At 42.9% G+C, this 23538-nt stretch carries 25 protein-coding genes and 1 other RNA gene; 8 read left to right on the forward strand and 18 right to left on the reverse strand.

The features are described from left to right. Positions 1–8: 8 nt before the first annotated feature. Both rraA and AC4MCC_RS08455 read right to left on the reverse strand, forming a co-directional pair. Entirely contained in the window at positions 9–518 is a 510-nt protein-coding gene (rraA, locus tag AC4MCC_RS08450; RefSeq protein ID WP_180014160.1) for a ribonuclease E activity regulator RraA, read from the reverse strand. Positions 519–529: 11 nt separating this feature from the next. Next, positions 530–1195, reverse strand: coding sequence for a Rossmann-fold NAD(P)-binding domain-containing protein (locus AC4MCC_RS08455; RefSeq protein WP_034702612.1), 666 nt, complete (start codon positions 1193–1195; stop codon positions 530–532). A 213-nt stretch (positions 1196–1408) separates the two neighbouring features. Between AC4MCC_RS08455 and rpsT the strand changes: the two genes are divergently transcribed. After that, positions 1409–1678: a 30S ribosomal protein S20 gene (rpsT, locus tag AC4MCC_RS08460; protein ID WP_004786139.1), complete on the forward strand. Its 270-nt coding sequence runs from the start codon at positions 1409–1411 to the stop codon at positions 1676–1678. Positions 1679–1817: 139 nt separating this feature from the next. On the opposite strand, the gene AC4MCC_RS08465 is transcribed toward rpsT, so the two are convergent. The 3 genes from AC4MCC_RS08465 to AC4MCC_RS08475 all read right to left on the reverse strand — a co-directional run bounded on the left by AC4MCC_RS08465 (position 1818) and on the right by AC4MCC_RS08475 (position 3723). Further along, positions 1818–1940 (reverse strand): hypothetical protein, encoded by a 123-nt coding sequence (locus AC4MCC_RS08465; RefSeq protein WP_004786141.1) that lies wholly within the window; start codon positions 1938–1940, stop codon positions 1818–1820. A gap of 121 nt (positions 1941–2061) precedes the next feature. Continuing rightward, positions 2062–2811 (reverse strand): histidine phosphatase family protein, encoded by a 750-nt coding sequence (locus AC4MCC_RS08470; protein ID WP_419365719.1) that lies wholly within the window; start codon positions 2809–2811, stop codon positions 2062–2064. Positions 2812–2871: 60 nt separating this feature from the next. Continuing rightward, a complete protein-coding gene (locus AC4MCC_RS08475) occupies positions 2872–3723 on the reverse strand; it encodes a 3'(2'),5'-bisphosphate nucleotidase CysQ family protein (protein WP_491885125.1) in 852 nt (283 codons plus the stop codon). Between the two features lie 12 nt (positions 3724–3735). Here AC4MCC_RS08475 and AC4MCC_RS08480 point away from each other — a divergent pair, with 12 nt between their 5' ends. The 4 genes from AC4MCC_RS08480 (at position 3736) to AC4MCC_RS08495 (ending at position 6734) form a co-directional block, all read left to right on the forward strand. Beyond that, on the forward strand, positions 3736–4422 hold the full coding sequence (locus AC4MCC_RS08480; RefSeq protein WP_419365721.1) for an HAD-IA family hydrolase: 687 nt from the start codon (positions 3736–3738) through the stop codon (positions 4420–4422). Further along, entirely contained in the window at positions 4415–4855 is a 441-nt protein-coding gene (locus AC4MCC_RS08485; protein WP_004786147.1) for an RNA-binding S4 domain-containing protein, read from the forward strand. The genes AC4MCC_RS08480 and AC4MCC_RS08485 overlap by 8 nt, the downstream gene beginning before the upstream one ends. A 145-nt stretch (positions 4856–5000) precedes the next feature. Next, entirely contained in the window at positions 5001–6044 is a 1044-nt protein-coding gene (recA, locus tag AC4MCC_RS08490; RefSeq protein ID WP_004786150.1) for a recombinase RecA, read from the forward strand. A 75-nt stretch (positions 6045–6119) separates the two neighbouring features. Beyond that, on the forward strand, positions 6120–6734 hold the full coding sequence (locus AC4MCC_RS08495) for a regulatory protein RecX (protein WP_491885126.1): 615 nt from the start codon (positions 6120–6122) through the stop codon (positions 6732–6734). Between the two features lie 303 nt (positions 6735–7037). On the opposite strand, the gene ffs is transcribed toward AC4MCC_RS08495, so the two are convergent. Continuing rightward, positions 7038–7134, reverse strand: an RNA gene (gene ffs / locus AC4MCC_RS08500) — signal recognition particle sRNA small type. 295 nt (positions 7135–7429) lie between these two features. On the opposite strand from ffs, the gene AC4MCC_RS08505 reads away from it, so the two are divergent. Next, complete coding sequence (locus tag AC4MCC_RS08505; protein ID WP_491885127.1) at positions 7430–8233, forward strand: YbgF trimerization domain-containing protein; 804 nt, start codon at positions 7430–7432, stop codon at positions 8231–8233. Between the two features lie 70 nt (positions 8234–8303). Here AC4MCC_RS08505 and lpxA read toward each other — a convergent pair whose 3' ends face one another. The 12 genes from lpxA to rimO form a co-directional block, all read right to left on the reverse strand. Then, complete coding sequence (lpxA, locus tag AC4MCC_RS08510; protein WP_312332866.1) at positions 8304–9092, reverse strand: acyl-ACP--UDP-N-acetylglucosamine O-acyltransferase; 789 nt, start codon at positions 9090–9092, stop codon at positions 8304–8306. Continuing rightward, on the reverse strand, positions 9089–9574 hold the full coding sequence (fabZ, locus tag AC4MCC_RS08515) for a 3-hydroxyacyl-ACP dehydratase FabZ (RefSeq protein ID WP_171064833.1): 486 nt from the start codon (positions 9572–9574) through the stop codon (positions 9089–9091). The genes lpxA and fabZ overlap by 4 nt, the downstream gene beginning before the upstream one ends. 5 nt (positions 9575–9579) lie before the next feature. Then, the gene (gene lpxD / locus AC4MCC_RS08520; RefSeq protein WP_491885128.1) at positions 9580–10650 is read right to left on the reverse strand and encodes a UDP-3-O-(3-hydroxymyristoyl)glucosamine N-acyltransferase; all 1071 of its coding nucleotides are present in this window, start codon (positions 10648–10650) and stop codon (positions 9580–9582) included. A gap of 3 nt (positions 10651–10653) precedes the next feature. Next, positions 10654–11145, reverse strand: a complete 492-nt coding sequence (locus tag AC4MCC_RS08525) for an OmpH/Skp family outer membrane protein (RefSeq protein WP_491885129.1) — start codon at positions 11143–11145, stop codon at positions 10654–10656. An 80-nt stretch (positions 11146–11225) separates the two neighbouring features. Next, positions 11226–13670, reverse strand: coding sequence for an outer membrane protein assembly factor BamA (bamA, locus tag AC4MCC_RS08530; protein WP_180014142.1), 2445 nt, complete (start codon positions 13668–13670; stop codon positions 11226–11228). Positions 13671–13708: 38 nt separating this feature from the next. After that, entirely contained in the window at positions 13709–15064 is a 1356-nt protein-coding gene (gene rseP / locus AC4MCC_RS08535) for an RIP metalloprotease RseP (RefSeq protein ID WP_491885130.1), read from the reverse strand. 3 nt (positions 15065–15067) lie between these two features. Continuing rightward, entirely contained in the window at positions 15068–16264 is a 1197-nt protein-coding gene (ispC, locus tag AC4MCC_RS08540; protein WP_491885131.1) for a 1-deoxy-D-xylulose-5-phosphate reductoisomerase, read from the reverse strand. Next, positions 16265–17089 (reverse strand): phosphatidate cytidylyltransferase, encoded by an 825-nt coding sequence (locus AC4MCC_RS08545; RefSeq protein WP_034702638.1) that lies wholly within the window; start codon positions 17087–17089, stop codon positions 16265–16267. Between the two features lie 5 nt (positions 17090–17094). Next, positions 17095–17847, reverse strand: a complete 753-nt coding sequence (gene uppS, locus AC4MCC_RS08550) for a polyprenyl diphosphate synthase (protein WP_491885132.1) — start codon at positions 17845–17847, stop codon at positions 17095–17097. A gap of 7 nt (positions 17848–17854) precedes the next feature. Continuing rightward, positions 17855–18409 carry a ribosome recycling factor gene (gene frr, locus AC4MCC_RS08555; protein WP_005235283.1) on the reverse strand — a complete coding sequence of 185 codons (555 nt, stop codon included), beginning with the start codon at positions 18407–18409 and terminating at the stop codon, positions 17855–17857. A gap of 79 nt (positions 18410–18488) precedes the next feature. Then, positions 18489–19217: a UMP kinase gene (pyrH, locus tag AC4MCC_RS08560; protein WP_004786170.1), complete on the reverse strand. Its 729-nt coding sequence runs from the start codon at positions 19215–19217 to the stop codon at positions 18489–18491. Positions 19218–19263: 46 nt separating this feature from the next. Then, positions 19264–20607: a 30S ribosomal protein S12 methylthiotransferase RimO gene (gene rimO, locus AC4MCC_RS08565; RefSeq protein WP_004786172.1), complete on the reverse strand. Its 1344-nt coding sequence runs from the start codon at positions 20605–20607 to the stop codon at positions 19264–19266. Positions 20608–20957: 350 nt separating this feature from the next. Between rimO and glnL the strand changes: the two genes are divergently transcribed. Together glnL and glnG are read left to right on the forward strand one after the other, a co-directional pair. After that, positions 20958–22067, forward strand: a complete 1110-nt coding sequence (gene glnL, locus AC4MCC_RS08570; protein WP_180017658.1) for a nitrogen regulation protein NR(II) — start codon at positions 20958–20960, stop codon at positions 22065–22067. Continuing rightward, a complete protein-coding gene (gene glnG, locus AC4MCC_RS08575) occupies positions 22054–23535 on the forward strand; it encodes a nitrogen regulation protein NR(I) (RefSeq protein ID WP_491885133.1) in 1482 nt (493 codons plus the stop codon). The genes glnL and glnG overlap by 14 nt, the downstream gene beginning before the upstream one ends. Positions 23536–23538 lie beyond the last annotated feature (3 nt).

Consider the following 23538-nt stretch of genomic DNA (forward strand, 5'->3'; position numbering starts at 1 on the left):
ATAGCTGATTAATCGACTAGTTTTTCCTGCGAAAGTACAATGCCGTTGTTATCGGCATAGACATACTCGCCCGATTTAAACGTGACTCCACCAAAATAAAGCGGCACATCAACTTCACCAATTCCCTTGCGGTTGCTCTTTTGAGGAATAGAAGCCAAGGCATGTACACCAAGATCAAGTTCAGCAATCGCATCGACGTCACGCACACAGCCGTAAATAATCACACCATTCCAGTGGTTTTTCACCGCAGATTCAGCAATCAGATCACCCATTAATGCACAGCGCATCGAAGCACCACCATCAACGACTAAGACTTTGCCTGTACCATCTGTCGCCAATAACTCTTTAACGCGAGAGTTATCTTCAAAGCATTTTACGGTCACAATCTGGCCGCCAAAGCTTTTACGTGCGCCATAACTTCTAAAGAATTTGCCATCCAGGCATGGAGTGACTACCTGCAGGTCTTTATCCGGATTGTCATCAAGCAGGTCACAAGTTACAAATGGTACGCTGGACACGTTTTTTACCCTCATTTCATTTTTTGTATGGCTAAATTATCATAAATTTCAAATTTCACAGTCTGATTCAGTGCTGCATATACCATAGTATGAGCCACCTGCTCTGCTGTCACTGGCTTGTATTTAAAAGAATCGGGGATGAAATGCGAAAACTTATCAAACAGGTTCTGTGCCGCGTCTTCCAGTAAACGCTGATGATCCCGCTCACCAATCAATAAAGACGGACGGAACAAGCTGATACGCTCTAGAGACAAGGTCTGGATATAATCCTCTAATTCACCCTTTACTCGATTATAGAACAGTCTGGATTTTGAATTGGCACCCATCGCACTAATCAACAGATAATGGGCATCTGTTTGCTGCACCAGTTCGGCAAAATGGGCATTGATGGTGTAATCGGTATTATAAAAAGCTTCTTTCGAACCTGCTTTCTTTAGCGTGGTACCCAGACAGCTAAAGGCATGGGTATGGCCACTGACATCCTGATCATTGAGCATTAAGAAATCCTCAACGACCACCTGCTTGACCTTGTGCCATTGTTCAAATTCTGGTTGATGTTTACGCACGATGACGCTAATACGCTTACAACTTGGTTCATTTACCAGCTGTTGCACCAAAGTCTTTCCGACCAAGCCTGTAGCGCCAATCACGATAGGATATGTAATGGTTTTAGTCATTTTTTGTACGATCTCCCTGCTTAGATACTAATCTAACGTTTTCTTTAGAATTTTTCTGCAACTAAAATGTTGTCAAAGCATGTCAAGACTTGACTTAAGCCCATAGTTTCCTCAAAATATGGCACTTGTTTACGGGCTGGTGATAGTTCTTCTGATGTGGTTTTCAGTTGAGTTTCAGCCCGCCCAGACCAATCTATTTCAAGGAGTGCACGAGTGGCAAACTCTGCTCAAGCAAAAAAACGTGCTCGTCAAAACGTTAAAGCACGCAAACACAACGCAAGCTTGCGTTCTATGGTTCGTACATATCTTAAACGTACAGTAGCTGCTATTGCTGCTGGCGACTATGCTGTTGCTACTGAAGCTTACAAAAAAGCTGTTCCAGTAATCGACCGTATGGCTGACAAAGGTATCATCCATAAAAATAAAGCAGCTCGTCATAAGAGCCGTTTGAACGCGCAAGTTAAAGCATTAGCTTCTAACTAATCGCAAATCAAAAGAAGCCCTTTTAGGGCTTTTTTTGTGCCTGAAATTTAATATCAAATCAACAATAAAGAATGATGAATACCAGATTATTCCCAATTCTAGTCATAGAAATCTTTTACTTAGATAAAAACAGAATAAATTATTCATCCTTATCCATAGAATGAGGCGTGGTGGTCTGATCTTGCTGCGCATTGTCTGTATCACGCTGACAGGCAGTTAATCCTAACATAACGACCAGACTTAAAATCGTGATTATTTTCATGATGACTCCTATGCTTCCAAAATTGGTTTAAATATCAGCATAGTGATATTTCATCGTTACTCTATTTCACTTTCATACGATAAATGTAAAAAAGCTCAACCTAAATGATTGAGCCTTTGAATTATTTATTTACCTTTAATTCGGCATTCTGAAATTGGGAAATATCCAGCTCATGCACTTTGCCACGCCAGATCCATTTTAGTTTAGATTCCTCAAATACATCGCCTTCAAACCAAACAAACAAACCTTCCATCATTTTCGGCCAGTCTTCACGGCTGACTTCCTGATGCCCAGACATGACTGCAATCATCGCTGCCAGAATGGTGTCATGACTGACCGCCAGACTGAGTCCATACGGCGTTTTCGGATGAGTGTTGTAAATTAATTCTAATACATCCACTACGCCATTAATGGGATGTTTCATTCCGGGCAAGGCATTATTGACGAAGCTATTAATAAAGCCCAATGCCCCCTGTTTTTTGAAATATGGCCCTGCTTTTTGAATATCCAGTACAAAGCTGCCTGGCTCAACCAGCAAACCCTGTTCCACGATTTCAATCTTATGGGTATGCGGTGCTTTATCCGTTGCATCAGCCCCTTCGATCATCAATGCTGCGGTATCTACACAGCGCTGAATCGGACTCGATATACAATGCTGGATATGCCGATCTGTCTGATTGACCAGATAAGTGCCCCATTCCTGCGCCAGATCACGTCCTTGCGGCGTCAACTGCAAATCATAACCTGCCAGTCCCTGACCAGCGATATCTTCACGCAGAGAATGCCGCGTAAACAGAGTCACAGGTGTCTTGGTATCAGGCAATAAATCTATTGCACTGAGCATACTTGGTGGAAGCAGTTTTAATGCCACAATCTTGCCAACTGATCTATCAACGGAATCTTCCTCACTATACCATGAACGGCTATGAGCTCAATCATTGTCTTGCATGTCCGCCAGTGCCCGTAAAGCCAATACCTTCATAGCTTCATTCTTATAGGCGATAAACCCGCCATTCAGTAAGGTCTTGCGCTGGTTGTAGATGAATGGCCGACCTTCCAGATCAACCAACCCTCCACCAATCCGCTCGAGCATGCATTGACCGGCACTGGTATCCCATTCCGAGGTTGGATGGAAACGAGGATAAATATCTACTCGGTCTTCAAGGATCATGCAAAATTTATAGGCACTTCCTGCCTTGAACTCGGTGTACGCGCTAAGTTTAGCCAGACTTTGCAGATACTCGATATATTTTGGCTTCTGCTGACTGCTCTGACTCAGACCGACAAAGACATCCTGATGATCGGTAGCTGCTTCATAGCCAAACCATGCCTGATCCTGAATATCGTATTTTAAAGGCATGCCCTGTTCAGGGCAGAAATAAATTAGCTGCTGCGCAGGAACCGCCAAAATAGCAAAGGTAGTCAGACTGCCTCTGACCAGACTCAGGTTAATCGTGAATTCTGGACGCTGGTGCAGAAACTCTTTGGTGCCATCCAGAGGGTCAAGCAACCAGAAGTCTGTCCAGGCATGACGCTGATCCTGCCGCCCCTCTTCTGACAGCAAAGGTAATTCCGAGATTTCCGCCAAAGCTTGGGTTAAATAACTATTCACCCGATAGTCTGCCTGCGTTACAGGAGAATCATCACTTTTCTTGACAATATCAAACGCAGCACCCGAACAATAACGCTGATATTCTTCTCGCAAAATTTCATAGGCCTGTGTCAAAATGGGCACAAACTGCAAAATCATCGGATCTTGTGGTGCTATTGTCGCTTTAAACATAGAAAACCTTATATGTCGAATTGCTCAGAAAAACCGCCTATAATTTTCGATATGGACGGAACTTTACTTGATCTTGCTTACGATGACTTCATCTGGAACGAGTTATTACCGGTCCGTTATGCCGAAACACATGGCTGTAGTCTGGAACAAAGCCGCGAAACGCTTTATGCATTCTATCAGCAACATAATCATACCCTAAACTGGTACTCTTCTCGCTTCTGGACGGCTAAAGTCGAAGTCGACGTTCTGGCCATGCAAATCGAGCATAAAGATAGGGTTAGCTTACGCCCTTATTGCCTGGAATTACTCGATTATCTTAAAAATAATGGCTATCCGATCTGGCTTGCAACCAATGCCGACTGTGCCGGCCTGGCCTTTAAACTGGATCATCTGAATCTCAAAGATTATTTCGATGTCATTGTCAGCTCGGAAAGCATTGGACATGCCAAAGAATTTGTAGAATTCTGGCAAGGTCTGAATGCTTTGTACCCCTTTGATCCTGAGCAGGTCTATTTTATTGATGATACCGAAAAAGTCCTGAATGGCGCCAAGGCTTATGGCATCCAGAACCTGTTCTGCATCCAGCAACCATCTTCCAGTAAAGTTGCGCGCCAGACTTGCAATTACCCGATGCTGCACCAATTAACAGAGTTAATCACTCATTTAAATCAGTCTGAGGTAAACAAGCAATATGCGTAAATCGTCTTTACCCGAAGATGCGGTAGGCATGCGTATAGATAAATGGCTGTGGGCGGCACGTTTTTTTAAAACCCGTTCCATTGCCAAGAATGCTATTGAGGGCGGTAAAGTCCATCATAATGGTGAGCGTGTAAAAGTATCTCGCGAAGTCCGTGTGGGTATGGAGTTGACGATTCAGCAAGGTATCGACAAAAAAACCGTGGTTGTAAAAGAACTTTCTGATGTTCGTGGTCCTGCACCAGTGGCACAGAAACTGTATGAAGAAACTGAAGTCAGTATCGCTCGCCGGGAATTGATTGCATCGCAAAGAAAGTTGCATAATCTAGCGCGTCCCGATCATCGACCAAGCAAAAAAGATCGTCGAGACATCAGTCGATTCAAGAATGAAAATAGTCAGAACTTTGATCAACATTGGTCATATAATGATGATTAAATTCAAGCGTCAGCATGTGTCGTAACACTGCTGGATTTTATAGAATACAAGGGAAATTTCTGTCACTATATTCCTGTGGAACGAAGCTCTAATGTAAGACATCCACTTGAGTACTAAGTTTGTGACATCGTATTGAGGTTGTAAGATGGATGAGAATAAAAACAAGGCGCTCAACGCTGCCTTAAGCCAGATTGAAAAACAGTTTGGTAAAAACACAGTGATGCGTCTTGGTGACAATACCGTGCAAGCAGTTGAAGCTGTATCTACAGGTTCTTTAACGCTTGATATCGCACTCGGTATTGGTGGTTTACCGAAAGGCCGTATTATCGAGATTTATGGTCCTGAATCTTCAGGTAAGACCACAATGACATTGCAAGCAATTGCTGAATGTCAAAAAGCTGGCGGTACATGTGCATTCATTGATGCCGAGCACGCGCTTGATCCTCAATATGCCCGTAAACTCGGTGTAGATATTGATAACCTGCTGGTTTCTCAGCCCGACAATGGTGAACAGGCACTTGAAATCGCTGACATGCTGGTACGTTCTGGCGCAATTGACCTGATCGTAGTCGACTCGGTTGCGGCATTGACGCCTCGCGCCGAGATTGAAGGCGAAATGGGTGACTCACATATGGGTCTGCAAGCACGTTTGATGAGCCAGGCACTGCGTAAAATTACTGGTAATGCTAAGCGTTCAAACTGTATGGTGATCTTCATTAACCAGATCCGTATGAAGATTGGTGTAATGTTCGGTAGCCCGGAAACGACTACTGGTGGTAATGCACTAAAATTCTATGCTTCTGTACGTCTGGATATCCGCCGTATCGGTCAGGTGAAAGAAGGCGACGAGATTGTAGGTTCTGAAACCAAAGTCAAAGTTGTGAAAAACAAAATGGCGCCTCCATTCAGAGAAGCTCTGTTCCAGATTCTGTATGGCAAAGGTGTTAACCATCTTGGTGAACTGATTGACCTTGCAGTACAGCAAGAAATCGTTCAAAAAGCGGGTGCTTGGTATTCATATCAAGGCGACAAGATTGGCCAAGGTAAGAACAATACCATCCGTTATCTTGAAGAACACAAAGAGCTAGCGGATACCATTGAAAAACTGATCCGTGAGCAACTGCTTACTACAGGCAAAGTAGTCGAAGATAAAGACGAAGAAGAACCAGCAGACTTTCTGGATGCATAATCCTTAAACGTCATAACAGAGCGCCCTACGGGGCGTTTTTGTTATTATGGAATAGATATTTTAATCGAGATCAATATGTCAGACGCAAAATTCAGCAAACTTTTGGACTATGACACGATTAAACAGCAGTTTGGTGATGCTGAAGACTCAGCCACTTCTTCACCTGTTGAGTCACAGACTTTGCCAGAATTTGATCCGGAAGACAGCTTATTTGGTAACTCCGATAAAGAGCATAAGAAACCCGGTCTAACCGGCACCCGTTTGCGTTCTTATGCCTTTGCTGTACTAACTCGCAAAGAATACTCCAAAGCTGAACTCATTGAGAAACTGGCGCTTTATGCAGAAGATCGAAATGAAGTGATTACTTTGGTTGAAGAGCTATCTCGAGAAAACTATCAAAGTGATCAACGTGTCGCTGAAATCATGTTGTCGAGCCAAAAGCGTAAAGGCAAAGGTCCCAATCAGATTAAAATGAAGCTGAAAAGCAAAAAAATTGATACTGCCCTGATCAGTGAAGAACTCAAAGAAACAGACTGGGTACAACAGGCTTATGAACTGAAACTTAGAAAATATGGTCCAGAAGTAACAAAAGATCCAAAACTTAAAGCCAAGCAGATCCGTTTTCTAATGTATCGTGGTTTTGAAATGGATGCGATCATGAAAGCGATTAGCCGCAAGGCCGAAGATTAATTCTTTTGTATTTGTGAAAATTAGGCTTAGGCTATTTTTTTATTTTCCTCTTTGCCATCCTGCTTAAATAGTTTCCCTTAATTTACAATTAATCCCGAACAACAAAAAGCTTTCAAAAACTCAAATTAAGATAGTTTATTCAAAAGATTGAATTTCAATATTCCAAACAATATAGGCATCCACGAAAGCAGCTCTGAATAGAAGATTGAAAGTAAAGATTAAAAGGAATAGAAAACAATGAAGATTAAGATTGAAAAACAAAGAGAGAATAGAGAAATTTTATAATTATAAATCTGGTGGCAACCCTACCAGCAAAGCTCCGGCACATCATAGATCTACTACCGTTGCTACCTTCCGGTCCTGGCGGGGTTCATAGAGTACAATTGCGAAGTAACCGGCAGGGCTACCATTACAGGAACAGAGTATAGAGATTTTTATTGAAGTTGCAAGGGCTGTATTTCAAATTTTCAGTATAAGCTATCCGTTTGATTATTTTAAAAACAATATGCCCCATTATGCTGATTTTTTAATATTCTTCACAATTAATTCATGAATATCGAAATTCACATGATCTTTGTAAAACCTTGTTGCAATTTCTAAAAATGCCGTTTTAAATGTGAAGCTATAAACGGGTTATCTCTTTTAGAATAAATGAGCTGCGGATACATAATCTCGCCAAGAATCATGGAACTTATATGATGTTTAAGAAACAGGTATTGTGTGCCCTCACTGCACTCTGTACAACCTCTCTTTTTGCTGCGATTCCTATCGAATCACGTGGACTCAGCCAAGGTGCTCAATCAAATAATATCAGCACTCAATCTGCCACTGCTACAGGTGCAGATGCGCCTCAGACCAATACCAGCTGGCAGCTCATGCAAAAAAACCAGCAGCTTGAAAATGATCTACGCAGTTTACGAGGAAAAATCGAAGAACAAGAAAATGAGATCGAGAGATTAAAGAGCGAATTAACCAACCGCTATGCAGATCTGGATCAACGTCTTGAACTGTTGCAGCAAAAAATTGAACCTGCTGAAGATACTCCCGCGGAGGATAACCAACAGGATATTTCTCCCAGTTTAAGCTCTAATGCTCCAGTAGCCACTCATCAGGCATCTACAACGCAACAGCCGAGTGAGCAGGAAAAAGCGGCTTATACCATTGCACTGGATGCCTATAAAAATGGTGGTGCAGCTAAAGCCATTGCACCCATGCAGAATTTTATCAAGAATAATCCGAATAGCGTCTATATTAGCAATGCTCACTTCTGGTTAGCCGAATTTAACCTGTCGATTGACCCACCGAATTTTAATGAAGCAAAGAAGAATTATCTGATCGTGGTTGACCGCTATCCGAATTCTGCAAAAGCCTCTACTGCCCTTTATCAGCTTTATAATATTAGTAAGGATGTAGAAAAGAACGCTACTCTTGCTTCGCAATATAAAGCGAAACTACTCAAGAACTATCCGAAAGCTGAAGAAGTTAAATTTTTGAAGTAAAATATAAAGCCTCAAAATAAAAAAGACACCACGCAGGTGTCTTTTTTAATTCCAACTTCACTTCTATAACTTAACGCACAATGCCACGCTTTGATTGTTCGAGTGAATCAATCAGACGCTGTGCTTCAGAAACTTCTGGAAGAATCTCGATACGGATTTTCTCGATGGCTTCCTGAGTCGTTAAGCCAGATTTATAAATTAGCTTAAAGGATTCACGTAAACCGTTAATCACGTCTTTTGACCAGCCTTTACGACGCATGCCTTCCACATTCATGGCAAATGCATGTGCCGGATTACCCGATACCATCACATAGGCAGGAACATCTTTCAGAATCAGTGAAGCGCCCCCAATCATGCTGTAAGAGTCAATTTTACAGAACTGGTGAATACCTGAGTTACCACCAATCACGACATAATCGCCTACGTGTACGTGACCCGCCACACCGACATTATTTGCGAAAATATTATGATCACCAACCATACAGTCATGTGCAATATGGGTATTTACCATTAACAGGTTATGACTGCCAATTTTGGTAATGCCTTTGTCCTGAACCGTACCGCGGTGCAGACTGCAGTGTTCACGAATCTTGTTATAATCACCAATTTCCAGCCAGGTTTCCTCACCTGCATATTTCAGATCTTGGCAGACTTCACCAACACTGGCGAACTGAAAAATTTCATTATGTTCACCAATACGTGTGAAACCACCCACCACGACATGTGAATGCAGTTTGGTACCAGCACCAATCGTGACATTTGGCCCAATAATACAATAAGGGCCAATCTGTACATCTGCAGCAATTACTGCAGATGCGTCAATGATGGCAGTTGGATGAATTAGGGGATTATTGCTCATGCCTGCTCGACTTTCAGATGGGAAACCATAATTTCCGCGGTTGTTGCGACAATGCCATCTACTGTGGCAATACAATTATATTTATAAATGCCACGTTTTTGCATCACTAATTCAGATTTAAGTACTAATTGGTCGCCAGCAACCACTTGTTTTTTAAATCGAACCTTTTCAGCGCCAGCAAAAAGGAATAATGAACCTTCTTTTGGAGTTTCATTATTCATGACAAAACCAAGGATACCTGAGATCTGTGCTAATGCCTCTACAATCAATACACCTGGCATGATTGGATAGTTTGGAAAATGCCCCTGCAGAAATTCTTCATTAATTGAGACGTTTTTATAACCAACAATGCCATTTTCGGTAATATCAACAACGCGATCTACCAGCAGAAATGGATAGCGATGGGGCAAATATTCACGAATCTTTTGAATATTCATTGGCAATTCAGGCTTCGTGAATGTAGGCAAATTCGACTCTGTCATCATAATTATTTACGCAACTTAAATGTTGATTCAATGGACTCAATTTGAGATTGCATATGATCCAATCGTTTTACCAACTGGGTCAATGGCACATCTGCTAATTGTCTTAAGCGAACCACTGTGCGTTTCCATTGCTGATTTGGTAACAATCCCATGCCTGAAGAATAAGTGCCTTCTTCAGTAATGTTATTTGTCACCATTGACATTCCTGTCAAGGTCACATTATCGGTAATATGTAGGTGTCCTGCTACCCCACAAGCCCCCGCGAGAATACAGTTTTTGCCAATCGTGGTACTACCGGCAATCCCGCATTTGGCTGCAATCGCAGTATTTTCACCAATCTTGACGTTATGGGCGATTTGCACAAGATTATCAATAATGACACCTTGTTCCAGAATTGTGTCATCCAGTGCACCCCGGTCAATACTACAGTTTGAGCCGATCCGGACATCATCTGCAATACGGACTGAACCCAACTGGGCAATTCGATGCCATTTCCCTTGATAAGGTGCGAAACCAAAACCTTCACTACCAATCACGGTATTAGCATGGATCCGAACACGATTACCGATTTTTGTAGCACCTGTTAAAGTCACATGTGCATCAATAAAACAGTCCCGGCCAATTTCAACCTGGTCGTCAATCTGAACGTGTGACTGGATAATGGTATTTTCACCCACCACACAACTCTCACCAATTACGGCATAGTGGCCAATATAGGCACTGTCAGCAATGATGGCAGATGGATGAATTTGAGCGGTACTTTCAATTCCCTGAGTCGTATGTTTTTTCTCAAAAACGTGAGTCAGAATTGCAAAAGCCAGATAAGGATTGCCTACGACAATGAAGTTCTGCTGGGAAGTTAGCTGCTCTTTTAATTCAGCAGTCACAATTAAAGCGCCCGCCTTACTCTGAGCTGCCTGTTCCAGATATTTATCTGCATTGACAAATGCAAGGTCATGAGAAGTTGCATTTTCAAGACTTGCCAAACCTCTCAAACATAAATCTGCCTGACCTACATACTCACCTTGGACAAGACGAGCAAGGTCAGCTAACTGAAGTTTTTGATGATTCATCGATTATTTAATTGCATTAACCTTTTGAATCATTTTATCAGTTAAATCATACTTCGCGTCATAAGCAAGTACGGAATTTTTATTTAAAACCACATCTAGCTTGTTTTCTTGGCGCAATTGTTCAGCAGCACGCTTCAAATTTCCTTCAAAAGCCTTATTTACACTTTGCATGCGCGTTTGCACGGTTGCCTGTACCTGTTGCTGCACACTTGCCAGTTGAGTCGCTTTGCCTTCAAATTCTTTGGCTATTTTTTCACGTTCTGCTGGTGTTTTTGCAGCCTGACCTTTTTGCTTGATTACAGTAAGGTCTTTTTGAAACTGTGCAATCTGTGCAGTTTGTGGCTTAATGTCATTTTCCAGAGTGGCATTTTGCTGCTTTAAATAAGTACTATTTTGTACTACTTTTTCCAGATCAACGATTCCGTAATCATCTGCATGTGACAATGAAGTTAAACCCGCTAAAGCAATACCCATTGCCATCATCATTTTTTTCATGTTTTTACCCATTCAAAAAATTTTGCTCACAAAACCTGATGGCTTTATGAGCAAAATCTGTATTTAAGATCAAAGTTTTCTTAGAAAGTACGTCCAATTTCGAACTGAACATTTTGAGTTTCATCACCGTCCTTATCATTCAACGGGTATGCATAGCTCAGTGATAATGGACCAATCATGGTAATCCAGGTGAAACCAGCACCTACGCTATAACGCATATTGCCTGCATCGAAATCAAAGTTATCCTTACAATATTGGCGCAGCTCAGCAGATTGTGAAACATCACATTTTGTATCAAATACTTGAGCACCTTCAGCAAAAAGAACTGGACGAACCTGACGCGCCCAATCCCCCTTAAATGGAACAGGAAGAACTAATTCAGTACCAAACTGAACCAAGGCATTACCGCCCACTTCTTCTGGATCAAAATTACTCAAGCCTGAATTTTCAGCATATACACTGTCATACTTTGGACCTAAAGTACTATTTTCATAACCACGCACAGAACCATAACCACCGGCATAGAAGTTCTTATAGAAAGGTAGGTCATTACCATAGCCTAAACGGCCATAACCACGTAGAACAAAATCTTTGCCTAACGGGAAGAAAGCCTGCGCATCATAAGTCAGTTTTTGATACTCCACATCGCTACCTGGCAAGGCAATTTCTGCATTGACACGATGTGACATACCTGTCGTCGGGAACATTGGACGGTTTAAAGTATTATAAGACCATCCTAAGTTTAGGTTATAGGTTAAAAATTCACCTTGGAAACGATCTGCTTTTGGTTCTGTAGCACAAGGGTTAGCATCATCAATACAATAAGGACTTTGGCCTATTGTTTTACCATCATTTGCTAATAAGTAATCACGAACATAAGTAGAAACACCATTACCCGTAGTTACCTCAGTATTATCGATATTTAAACCTAAGCTTACACTCTGATTCTCATCAATTGGATAACCAAAATTAATACCACCACCAAAACTGTCTGTAACATAATTATTTACGTTGTAATTATCATCTAGCTTTGTTTTACGGTAGTAAAGATTATAACCGCGACGTACACCATCAATCGTGAAGTACGGATCCATTACACTCAAGTTATAATAATCTTGAGTTTCGGAACGTGACAGGTCAATCGAAACGCTGTTCCCTGTACCCAGGAAGTTAGTCTGACTTAATCCAGCCTGGAACGTTACACCACCGCTTTGTGAGAAACCAACAGCTAGAGTACTAGTACCTGAATGCTGCTCTTCAACTGCCACATTCAAATCAATTTGATCCGGTGATCCTGGAATACGAACAGGTTTGATATCGACTGTTTTAAAGAAACCAGTACGTTCTAAACGCACTTTAGACAGGTCAATCTTCTCATTGCTTGCCAGCGCACTTTCCATCTGGCGCATTTCACGACGCAATACTTCATCGGCAGTTTTAGAGTTACCTGTGAAGTTGATCCGACGTACAGTCACTTGCTGACCCGGATTAATATAGTAGTTCAGGTCAACCTGTTTAGTTTCGTTATTGATTTGAGGTACAACATTTACTTCAGCATAGTAATAACCAGCATTACCATATTTACGTAGCAATAGCTGCTTGACCGCATTCACTCGTTCCTGAGAGTAGGTGTCGCCTTCTTTATACAACTGCAAAGCTTGTAACTCTTCAGGTTTATAAAGCGCATCGCCGAGGAATTTGGTTTGTCCAAACTTAAACTGTTCGCCTTCATTGACTGAAACTTCAATAAAGACATTCTTTTTATCTTCGCTCAGGTTCAGACTTGAATTGGTAATATTGAAGTTGATGTAACCGCGGTTCAGATACATCGCACGTAAAGCTTCCAGGCTCGCAGCCATTTTTTCACGTGCATAACGATCATTACGCGAAATGACAGAACTCCAGCCACTTTCTTTAACAGCAAAGGCTTGCTTGATATCTGATTCTTTAAAGACAGTATTGCCGATAATATTGATATCAAAAACTTTAGCGGCTTTACCTTCAACAAAATCGATCAGCACTTCAACGCGGTTGTTTGGTCGAGGCGTCGTTGTTACCGTAATATCGGCATCATAACGACCTTGCTGCATATATTGCTGTTCCAGCTCGGTTTCGACTGTTTGCAGTGCAGATTTCTTCAGTACCTCACCTTCAGCCAGACCCATTTTTTTCAGGCCTTCTTCAAGCGCTTCCTTTGGAATCAGTTTATTGCCTTTCAGCTCAATTTTCGAAATTACCGGACGTTCTACGACCTGGAATACCAAGGTATTGCCTTGTTGAACGGCTTTAATGTCATCAAATAGCCCAGATGCATACAGGCTACGAATCGCATTGGCAATGATCGGATCATTCACCCGGTCACCACTGTTGATTGGCACCAAGCCGTACACATTTTCTGGAGTTAAACGTACCAATCCATCAAATTTTATATCTTGTACAATGAAGTCTTCTGCCGCATATACTTGTTGTGCTACTGCCATTGCACTAACGAGTGCCAAAGGCATAAATAAATGTGTGTGCTGCATGCCAGTCTTTTCCGCTGTTAATTATTCCATTTACGTTATTATAAACGCATAAAGTCATTAAATAATGCCAAAAGCATCATACTGCCGAGCAGTACCATACCAATTTTTAATCCAACCAATTGTATTTGTTCAGAAACAGGTTTACCACGAATTAATTCGATAAAATAATAAACCAGATGTCCACCATCAAGCATTGGGATTGGCAATAAGTTTAATATCCCTAAACTTACACTCATTAGCGCCATAAAGGAAATAAAAGTTTCCCAACCCATTTCCGCGCTTTGTCCCGCCACTTTGGCAATGGTAATCGGGCCAGAAAGATTATCCAGACCAATCAGACCACGTACCATTTTGACGATCGAGTTCAGAATCATTGAAGACAGATGTGCTGTCTTGTCAAAGGCCATCACCATCGCCTCAACAGGCGTATAGTGAATCGTCTGTTTATATTCAGCAGGAATTGTCACCTTGCCCGGATCACTTTGAACTCCGAGCATACCGGTTACATTCCCCATATTGTCACGTTTGCCTTGCGGCATGACCTGAAGATGCACGACCTGATTACCACGTAATACATCTATCTTAAGTAATTTTTCTGGTGATGCCTGTACAACCTGTACCACATCGAACCAGTCTTTCATCTGTACACCATCAATGGCCAGAATCTTGTCACCTTCTTTAAGACCCTGACGAATGGCTGCACCATCTTCACTCAGTTTGCTCACCACAGCCGGAATTTCCGGACGATATGGCAAGAAACCTAGTGTATCAAGGGGTGACTGACTTTGATCTTTAAGAAAGTCTTGAATTGGTAACCGGAATATCTTGTTTTCACCCTCACGGTCTGCCTGAATCGAGACCACACCAGTTTCACCCACACGATCCACCAAGGCATAACTCAGTTTTTCCCAAGTTTCGACTTGTGTACCATCTACAGCGACGATTTTATCGCCCTGCTGCATCTGTACCGCGGCTGCAGGTGTGTTTGGTAAGACCTTGCCTACGCGAGTATTCAGCTGTTCTTGTGCAGGTAAAAAAAGCACCCAAAACAGGACAACGGCTAAAAGCAAGTTAATGAGAGGACCCGCAGCAACGATGGCAATACGTTTCCAGGGATGCTGGCGGTTAAAGGCTTTAGGCAAGTCTTCTTCTGCCACACTGCCTTCACGCTCGTCCAGCATTTTGACATAGCCACCCAAAGGCAAAGCTGAAAGCTGATATTGGATACCGGACTTTTTTGAAGTCCATTTTAAGAGGGTTGGCCCAAAACCAATGGAATAGACCAGTACTTTAACGCCCAGTTTACGTGCCACAATGTAGTGCCCAAACTCGTGAATCGCAATTAAGGGACCGAGTAATAGGATTGCGGCTGCAATAATAAACAAGGCGTTCATGTCTTAACTTCCTTTATTCACAACATATTGCTGTGATAAACCTCGTGCTGTGTGATCTGCATGCAGGATAGTATCCAGATCGTGTGCTGGTTGATTGTCCATCTGGTTCAGGACAGTTTCAACCACCTGAGGAATTTGGGTAAATCTGATTTGCTGATTTAAAAATGCAGCCACTGCAATTTCATTGGCCGCATTCAAAATTGTAGGCGCAATTCCACCACTCTTCATGGCTTGACGCGCTAATTTCAGTGCCGGAAAACGAACCACATCCGGTTCCTGGAAATTCAACTGTGAATGCTTAAACAAATCCAGAGCCGGGATATGGGTACTGATCCGTTGTGGCCATGCCAAAGCATGTGCAATTGGCGTGCCCATATCCGGGTTGCCCATTTGTGCCAATGTCGACCCGTCCACATATTGCACCATGGAATGAATAATACTCTGTGGATGCACAACAACTGTAACAAATTGTTCTTGAACTGCAAACAAATGACACGCTTCGATAAGTTCCAGCCCTTTATTCATTAAAGTAGCTGAATCTACAGAAATCTTTTGCCCCATTGACCAGTTTGGATGTTTGCAGGCTTGAGCAGGCGTCACATCATGCAATTGTTCAAGAGAATGATTCAGGAATGGACCGCCAGAAGCAGTCAGTAAAATCTGATGAACACCGAGCTTAGGTTGACCATTACGTTCGGCATCAAAATAGTTTTGAGGCAGGCACTGGAAAATTGCATTATGTTCAGAGTCGACTGGCAACAAGAGTGCACCATAATCTCGCGCGGCTTGCATCATGATGTCGCCGGACATGACCAAGGCTTCTTTATTGGCCAAAAGAACACGCTTACCCGCTTTGACTGCAGCCAATGTAGGAAGCAGGCCTGCCGCCCCGACAATTGCCGCCATCACGATATCAACGTTCGCATGCTCTGCGACTGAAATTAAGCCCGCTTCATCCTGAAGAATTTCGATATCTGATAAGCCCTGCACTTGTAGCAGCTGAGAAAGTTCATCGACTTTATTTGTAGGCACTACAGCCACTTTAGGACGGTACTGCTGACAGATTTCTGCCAGCTCAGTAATACGACTTTGCGCTGTCACAGCGAAAACCGAGTAAGCTTCAGGATGTTGCTGCAAAATTTTTAAAGTACTTTGACCAATTGAACCTGTAGCACCCAGTATACAAACAGCTTGTGACATTTATAAATCTACGCCAATAAGTTTTAAAACATATATGCCTGTTGCAAAGATAGGAGCTGCAGCAAGCAAAGAATCAATACGATCTAGTACCCCACCGTGGCCCGGCAAAATACGGCCCGAATCCTTGATTCCAGCACGACGCTTGATCATGGATTCAAACAAGTCACCTAGCACTGAACTAAACACGGTAATAACAGAAAGGATCAGGAACAGACATAGCTCTGGCCAGGTCATATCCAGATAAAGTGAAGCGACGACAACCACGATGAGCATGGAGGTAAGAATACCGCCGTATAGACCTTCTACCGACTTGTTTGGGCTGACATTTGGTGCGAGTTTTTTCTTGCCGAATTTGCGTCCAACAAAGTAAGCGCCACTGTCTGCACCCCATACCAGCAGAAACAGGTACATCAACCACCATGGGGAGTTTAGCCAAACCGAGAAGATTGCTGTAACAGCAGCAGAAACCAGTACAATCCCGATGCCGTGCAAGCTGACATTGTACCAGCCATCATAATCAGGATAGGTTTTAACCCAGTAGATACTCAGCAACCAGGTCAGGATAGATGCAGACCATAATAATAAGGCCACATCCCAATAGTATAAAGCCAGTGCAGATAAGGCTGCAGTCAACAGACCATAGCCCCACGCCACTGGCTTGATTACATTTTTACATTTTCGCGGCATGAGTTTAAACCACTCATAGCCTGCCACCCCGGCAGCCACAACCATCAATGCGAACATTGGATATTGTGATTTGGTCGCAAACATACAGCTCAGTACGACTGCAACCAGCACCAATGCGGTTATAATCCGCTCAAACATGTGTATTAATTCTCAAGTCTTTCTTGAAGAATCTGCTCTGATGTTTTACCGAAACGACGTTCGCGCCCGCAAAATACAGCAAGTGCGTCATCGAATTCCTCTACGGTAAATTCTGGCCATAAGGTCTCAGTAAAATACAGCTCTGCATATGCTGCCTGCCAGAGCAGGAAATTGGACAGGCGGAAATCTCCACCGGTACGAATCAGCAGATCAACAGGCGGCAAGTCACTCAAACTGACATATTGACCGAACACATCAGTATCAATTGCTTCAAGATCTAATTTATTTGTTAAAACATCCGCAGCAATCTGCTTCGCAGCTTGTGCCATGTCCCACATTCCACCATAGCTGATTGCAATGGTAAGCGTCATACTATCGAAATTAGCAGTCCTTTGTTCTGCTTGCAACATCAATGCTTGCAGTTCAGGAGATAAACGCGACCGATCACCAATAAAACGTAAAGCAATATTAAATTTTTGCATACGTGGCAACTGTTCATGAATCGTGTCTTCCAACAACTTCATGAGCAAGTCGACCTCATATTGGGGACGGTTCCAGTTTTCGCTGGAGAATGCAAAGACCGTTAAAGCCTGGATATTTCTTTTTCTACAATGTTCAACAATCGGGTCTAGAACCGTTTTTCCTTCACGGTGTCCATCGCCTTTCTGCATCTGATTTTTTTTGGCAAAACGATTGTTGCCATCCATGATGATGGCAACATGTTTTGGAAGACGGGAATTTTCTTCAGAAGCGGTCATTGATGAATTAGACCTTCATCAATTCAGCTTCTTTCGCAGCCAAGCGTTTGTCTACTTCAGCAACAAATTTGTCTGTGATTTTCTGAATTTCGTCAGATGCACGACGTTCATCATCTTCAGAAATTTCTTTTTCTTTCAACAATGCTTTGATGTCACCCAATACATCACGACGGATGTTACGGATCGCAACTTTGGCATTTTCAGCTTCGTTACGTGCAACTTTCTGCATGTCACGACGAGTTTCTTCAGTCAACGCTGCCATTGGTACACGGATCGCGTCAGCAGTAATCGGGTTCAAGCCAAGATCAGACTCACGGATCGCCTTATCAATTGCAGCAACCATTGAACGTTCAAACGGTTGAACCAGCAATGTACGTGAATCTTCCACGCCTACGTTAGCAACCTGGTTCAATGGCACATCAGAGCCGTAGTAAGGAACCATGACACCGTTCAAAATTGATGGATGCGCACGTCCGGTACGAACTTTTGCGAAACCATGTTCTAACGAGTCAAGAGACTTGTTCATACGCTCTTCTGCGTCTTTTTTAAGATCGTTAATCATATGATCTTCCTTACTTAATTCTTAAAAGATGTATTTACTAAATTAGGAGGTAGTATAAAGGGCTTTGTAGCTCGCGTCATTAATTGGTGACGTGAGTTCCTTCTTTTTCACCCATCACCACTGAAAGCAATGCGCCAGATTTGTTCATGTCAAATACTTGAAGTGGCACATTATGATCACGACATAGGCAGATCGCGGTTAAATCCATGACGCCCAACTTCTCGTCCAGCACCTGATCAAATGTCAATGTATCGTATTTCACTGCATCTTCGTATTTGCTTGGGTCTTTGTTGTAAACACCATCAACTTTAGTCGCTTTCAGGATCAGGTCAGATTCAATCTCGATACCACGCAAACAAGCTGCTGTATCCGTAGTAAAGAACGGATTACCTGTACCCGCTACAAATACGCACACTTCACCTTGAGTCAGATGACGAATCGCATCACGGCTAGAATAAGATTCAACCACTGCACCAATCGGTAATGCAGACATCAAACGGGTTTTGATATTACGGCGTACCAAAGCATCACGTAATGCCAGACCGTTCATGACAGTTGCCAGCATACCCATCTGGTCACCGGTTACACGACCTACCAGACCATCTTTTTGCAACTGGCTACCACGGTACAGGTTACCACCGCCCACGACGATACCGACTTGTACACCCAAACCCACGAGATGCGCAATAGAAAGTGACATCTGATCGAGCACTTGTGCATCGATACCCATGTCTTTGTTCCCTGCCAGTGCTTCACCAGATAGCTTTAGCAGGATGCGACCAAATCGTGGCTTTTTAGAATCCAACATCATCAAACTCCAAATTATTTAATATAAATTCTTTTAATTCAAAATCTTAAGCAGACTTGATTGAGATCAGCTTAGCAAATAAATCATATTCATCTGCATCAGTGATTTCGACTTCAAGCAAATCCCCTGCCTTAATCACACTCTTGTCGATATCTTCAACAAAAACATTACCATCAATTTCAGGCGCATCCGCATATGAGCGTGCTACAGCAACCGGGAATTCTTCTTCCAGGTCATCGACTAGCACAGTCATTTTCTGGCCAATACGTTTTTGTAGCTTCGCTGCTGAAATTTCCTGCTGAACCTGCATGAAACGTTCATAACGTTCTTGCTTGATCTCTTCCGGCACATGGTCTGGAAGATCATTCGCCGTCGCACCTTCAACTGGTGAGTAAGTAAAACAGCCAACGCGATCCAGTTGTGCTTCTTTCAGCCAGTCCAGAAGCATCTGGAAATCTTCTTCCGTTTCGCCCGGGAAACCCACCACAAATGTAGAACGGATGACTAGGTCAGGACATTTCTCACGCCATACTTTTAAACGCTCCAGTGTATTTTCACTGTGCGCTGGACGTTTCATCAGTTTCAGGATTCTTGGGCTGGCATGCTGGAATGGAATATCCAGATAAGGCAGGATTTTGCCTTGAGCCATTAAATCAATCACAGCATCTACGTGTGGATATGGATAGACATAGTGCAGACGCACCCAGATGCCCAATTGACCCAATGCTTCACACATGTCATAGAATTTGGTTTTAACTGGCTGGCCGTTCCAGAAGTCCAGTTTGTATTTGGTGTCGACACCATAAGCAGAAGTATCCTGGGAGATCACGAGTACTTCTTTGACACCTGAACGTTTCAGTGCCGCAGCTTCTTCAAGCACAGAACCGACTGGACGGGAAACCAGATCACCACGCATGCTTGGAATGATGCAGAAGGTACAACGGTGGTTACAGCCTTCTGATATTTTCAGGTATGCATAATGTTTAGGGGTTAAACGGATACCCTGCTCAGGCACCAGATCAATAAATGGATTGTGTTTTGGCGGCTCAGGAACATACTCATGTACCGCATCCATCACTTCTTCATATGCTGCTGCACCCGTCACTTTCAGGACATTCGGGTGCATTTGGCGAATTTTATCTTCGTCTTTTCCTAGACAACCTGTTACGATAACACGACCATTCGCGCTCATCGCTTCACCGATGGCATCTAAAGACTCTTGTACTGCAGATTCAATAAAACCACAGGTATTTACTACTACTAAATCAGCACCGTCATAATCCGATGCGACATCATAACCTTCAGTCTTTAACTGAGTTAAAATTCGTTCAGAATCTACCAATGCCTTAGGACAACCTAAAGATACAAAACCGACTTTGGGGGACTTCATGAATCTGCGCTCCACTAGAATGCGCGTATTGTATGTCTTTTCGCATCATAAAAATAGTTGAAATGGCCACTCTTTGCATCACGCACTAAAATAACGCCATAAAATATTCAATATAAAAGCTTATGCACCAAAATGAATCATTTTAGGTTTACAGCCTCAATTTAATCCGTTATACCTGAGTTTGATTGGGCATCCCCGTCAGATTTCGTGCATTTTTCAGCAAAATTTTAACAAGAGTTCTAAAGTTGGCGTGCATCTTGCTTAATTTGCCTCAAATCTGAACTTTGAAATTGTTATTTTGCTTTATGAAGATGCCATTGCGCCATTTTAATACAGGAAAACCACCGCTAATGGATCAGCCTCTTTCCATCGACTATCGCCTTTTGGTGGACAACCTGACCACTGCCATTATGCTGGTTGATAGTCATCTGAATATTTATTACTTAAATACGGCCTGCGAGGCCATGTTTGATGTCAGCCTGTTACGCGCATCAGGTACGCCGGTATTGAACATACTTCAAGCGCCGACAGATGAATTCAACACTGAAGAATCACTCTATAACACGCTGTATACCGGCCAACCTTATACTCGCCGTGAGGCGACGATCATCGTCAACTTTAAAGACATTCATGTGGACTATACGGTTTCCCTGCTCAATGCGGGCAAGCCAAATCATCCTTTATTGTTGATCGAGCTGAATCAGCGTGACCGTATGCTGAAAATCTCACGTGAAGAAAACTATATCCAGCAGCATCAAGTTGCGCGCCAATTAATTCGTGGTGTTGCACATGAGATCAAGAATCCACTCGGTGGCATTCGTGGTGCAACCCAGCTTCTGGCACGTAGCCTTGAAGATCCAAAATATAAAGAGTTCACTGACATTATTATTAGTGAAGTGGATCGCCTGAGAAATCTGGCAGATAGCATGCTCGGTTCACGCCAGCTACCAAGCTATGAAATGGTCAATGTGCATGAGCCTTTAGAACGTGTCCGCTCACTGATCGTGAATCAAACTAAAAAGAAAATTAAAATTACCCGGGACTATGACCTGTCCCTACCGGAAGTTCTGGCAGATCGTGATCAGCTCATTCAGGTCATGCTAAATATCTGCGTGAATGCCGTTCAGGCGATGACAGAAAACAAGGATTTCTTTGTCGAGCATCAACCGGAACTCATTTTAAGAACCCGGATTCAGCGTCTTTATACCATTAGTGGTGTGATTCACCGATCTGTGGTTCGAATCGACATTGAAGATAATGGTCCTGGTGTTCCAGACGATATTATCGAAGCCGTGTTCTACCCGCTGGTGACCAGCCGTGCCAAAGGTACCGGACTAGGTCTCAGCATTGCTCAAAATATTATGCATCAACATAACGGAATGATTGAATGCCAGTCAGTTCCAGGAAAAACCGTATTTAGCTTATTTTTACCTTGGGAGTCAGATCATGTCGCGAAATAAAATATGGGTGATTGATGACGATCGTGCCATGCGTTGGGTACTAGAAAAAACATTTAAAGAAGAAGGTTTTAACGTTACCAGTTTTGAAGAAGCCCAATCAGCACTTGATCAGTTGGGTGTCGATGCACCTGATGTGATCCTGACCGATATCCGTATGCCAGGGATCGATGGTCTAACCTTTTTAGGCAAAGTAAAAAATACCAATCCTGATCTGCCAGTTATTATTATGACGGCACATTCAGATCTGGAATCTGCGGTGTCCAGCTATCAAACGGGTGCTTTTGAATATCTGCCAAAGCCATTTGATATTGATGAAGCATTGGCACTGGTTAATCGTGCGATTTTGCATATCACCAAATTACAGCAGCAAGAATCTGCCAAATCTGCACCAACGATTCAGTCAACTGAGATTATTGGTGAATCGCCTGCGATGCAGGAAGTGTTCCGTGCGATTGGCCGTTTATCTCAATCACATATTACCGTGCTGATTAATGGTGAATCCGGTACAGGTAAAGAACTGGTAGCGCATGCCCTGCACCGCCATTCACCGCGTAGCAATAAACCGTTTATTGCACTGAACATGGCGGCAATTCCAAAAGACCTGATTGAAACTGAATTGTTTGGTCATGAAAAAGGCGCTTTTACCGGTGCAAATACGCAACGTCAGGGCCGTTTTGAACAGGCCAACGGCGGTACGCTGTTCCTGGATGAAATTGGCGACATGCCTTTTGAAACACAAACGCGTTTGTTACGTGTCCTGGCAGATGGTGAATTCTATCGTGTTGGTGGTCACATTCCGGTTAAAGTTGATGTACGTATTGTGGCTGCAACGCATCAGGATCTGGAAAAGCTGGTACATGACGGCCGCTTCCGTGAAGACTTATATCATCGTCTAAACGTGATTCGTATTCATATTCCTAAACTGGCGCATCGTTCAGAAGACATTCCGATGTTGGCACAGCATTTCCTCGCGCGTGCAGGTAAAGAACTGGGTGTAAATCCTAAAATCTTACGTCCTGAAACTCAGGAATATATGCAAAAGCTACCTTGGCAAGGTAACGTGCGTCAGCTTGAAAATACTTGTCGCTGGCTGACTGTGATGATTACCGGTCGTGAGGTTTATCCAGAAGATCTGCCACCTGAATTGAAGCAGATTCCAATTCAGCAGCAAGATCCGGGTGCTCCAATTCCAAACCTAAATCAGATTGCGCCGCATCATTGGGATGAATTACTGGGTCAATGGGCGATCCAGAAACTGAAAAACGGTGAAATGAAGCTGTTAGATGTGGCTACACCAATGTTTGAACGCACACTCATCAATGCTGCACTACAACAAACCCGTGGTCGTAAGCGTCATGCAGCCGAACTTTTAGGTTGGGGGCGTAACACACTCACTCGTAAGCTGAAAGAACTCGGCATGGACAGTGCGGATGACGATGAAGTAGAAGAAGTCGAAGGCCAGGCCTGAAAT

The sequence above is a fragment of the Acinetobacter sp. CAU_H_56 genome, from assembly GCF_058599425.1.

Coding starts and splice junctions, on each gene's coding strand:
- AC4MCC_RS08485 (WP_004786147.1), top strand. CDS start 4,415: ATGCGTAAATCGTCTTTACCCGAAGATGCGGTAGGCATGCGTATAGAT.
- AC4MCC_RS08465 (WP_004786141.1), bottom strand. CDS start 1,940: ATGAAAATAATCACGATTTTAAGTCTGGTCGTTATGTTAGGATTAACT.
- fabZ (WP_171064833.1), bottom strand. CDS start 9,574: ATGACAGAGTCGAATTTGCCTACATTCACGAAGCCTGAATTGCCAATG.
- rimO (WP_004786172.1), bottom strand. CDS start 20,607: ATGAAGTCCCCCAAAGTCGGTTTTGTATCTTTAGGTTGTCCTAAGGCA.
- lpxA (WP_312332866.1), bottom strand. CDS start 9,092: ATGAGCAATAATCCCCTAATTCATCCAACTGCCATCATTGACGCATCT.
- AC4MCC_RS08455 (WP_034702612.1), bottom strand. CDS start 1,195: ATGACTAAAACCATTACATATCCTATCGTGATTGGCGCTACAGGCTTG.
- glnG (WP_491885133.1), top strand. CDS start 22,054: ATGTCGCGAAATAAAATATGGGTGATTGATGACGATCGTGCCATGCGT.
- AC4MCC_RS08480 (WP_419365721.1), top strand. CDS start 3,736: ATGTCGAATTGCTCAGAAAAACCGCCTATAATTTTCGATATGGACGGA.
- uppS (WP_491885132.1), bottom strand. CDS start 17,847: ATGACCGCTTCTGAAGAAAATTCCCGTCTTCCAAAACATGTTGCCATC.
- bamA (WP_180014142.1), bottom strand. CDS start 13,670: ATGCAGCACACACATTTATTTATGCCTTTGGCACTCGTTAGTGCAATG.
- rseP (WP_491885130.1), bottom strand. CDS start 15,064: ATGAACGCCTTGTTTATTATTGCAGCCGCAATCCTATTACTCGGTCCC.
- recA (WP_004786150.1), top strand. CDS start 5,001: ATGGATGAGAATAAAAACAAGGCGCTCAACGCTGCCTTAAGCCAGATT.
- AC4MCC_RS08525 (WP_491885129.1), bottom strand. CDS start 11,145: ATGAAAAAAATGATGATGGCAATGGGTATTGCTTTAGCGGGTTTAACT.
- AC4MCC_RS08505 (WP_491885127.1), top strand. CDS start 7,430: ATGATGTTTAAGAAACAGGTATTGTGTGCCCTCACTGCACTCTGTACA.
- frr (WP_005235283.1), bottom strand. CDS start 18,409: ATGATTAACGATCTTAAAAAAGACGCAGAAGAGCGTATGAACAAGTCT.
- ispC (WP_491885131.1), bottom strand. CDS start 16,264: ATGTCACAAGCTGTTTGTATACTGGGTGCTACAGGTTCAATTGGTCAA.
- pyrH (WP_004786170.1), bottom strand. CDS start 19,217: ATGTTGGATTCTAAAAAGCCACGATTTGGTCGCATCCTGCTAAAGCTA.
- AC4MCC_RS08545 (WP_034702638.1), bottom strand. CDS start 17,089: ATGTTTGAGCGGATTATAACCGCATTGGTGCTGGTTGCAGTCGTACTG.
- glnL (WP_180017658.1), top strand. CDS start 20,958: ATGGATCAGCCTCTTTCCATCGACTATCGCCTTTTGGTGGACAACCTG.
- AC4MCC_RS08495 (WP_491885126.1), top strand. CDS start 6,120: ATGTCAGACGCAAAATTCAGCAAACTTTTGGACTATGACACGATTAAA.
- AC4MCC_RS08475 (WP_491885125.1), bottom strand. CDS start 3,723: ATGTTTAAAGCGACAATAGCACCACAAGATCCGATGATTTTGCAGTTT.
- lpxD (WP_491885128.1), bottom strand. CDS start 10,650: ATGAATCATCAAAAACTTCAGTTAGCTGACCTTGCTCGTCTTGTCCAA.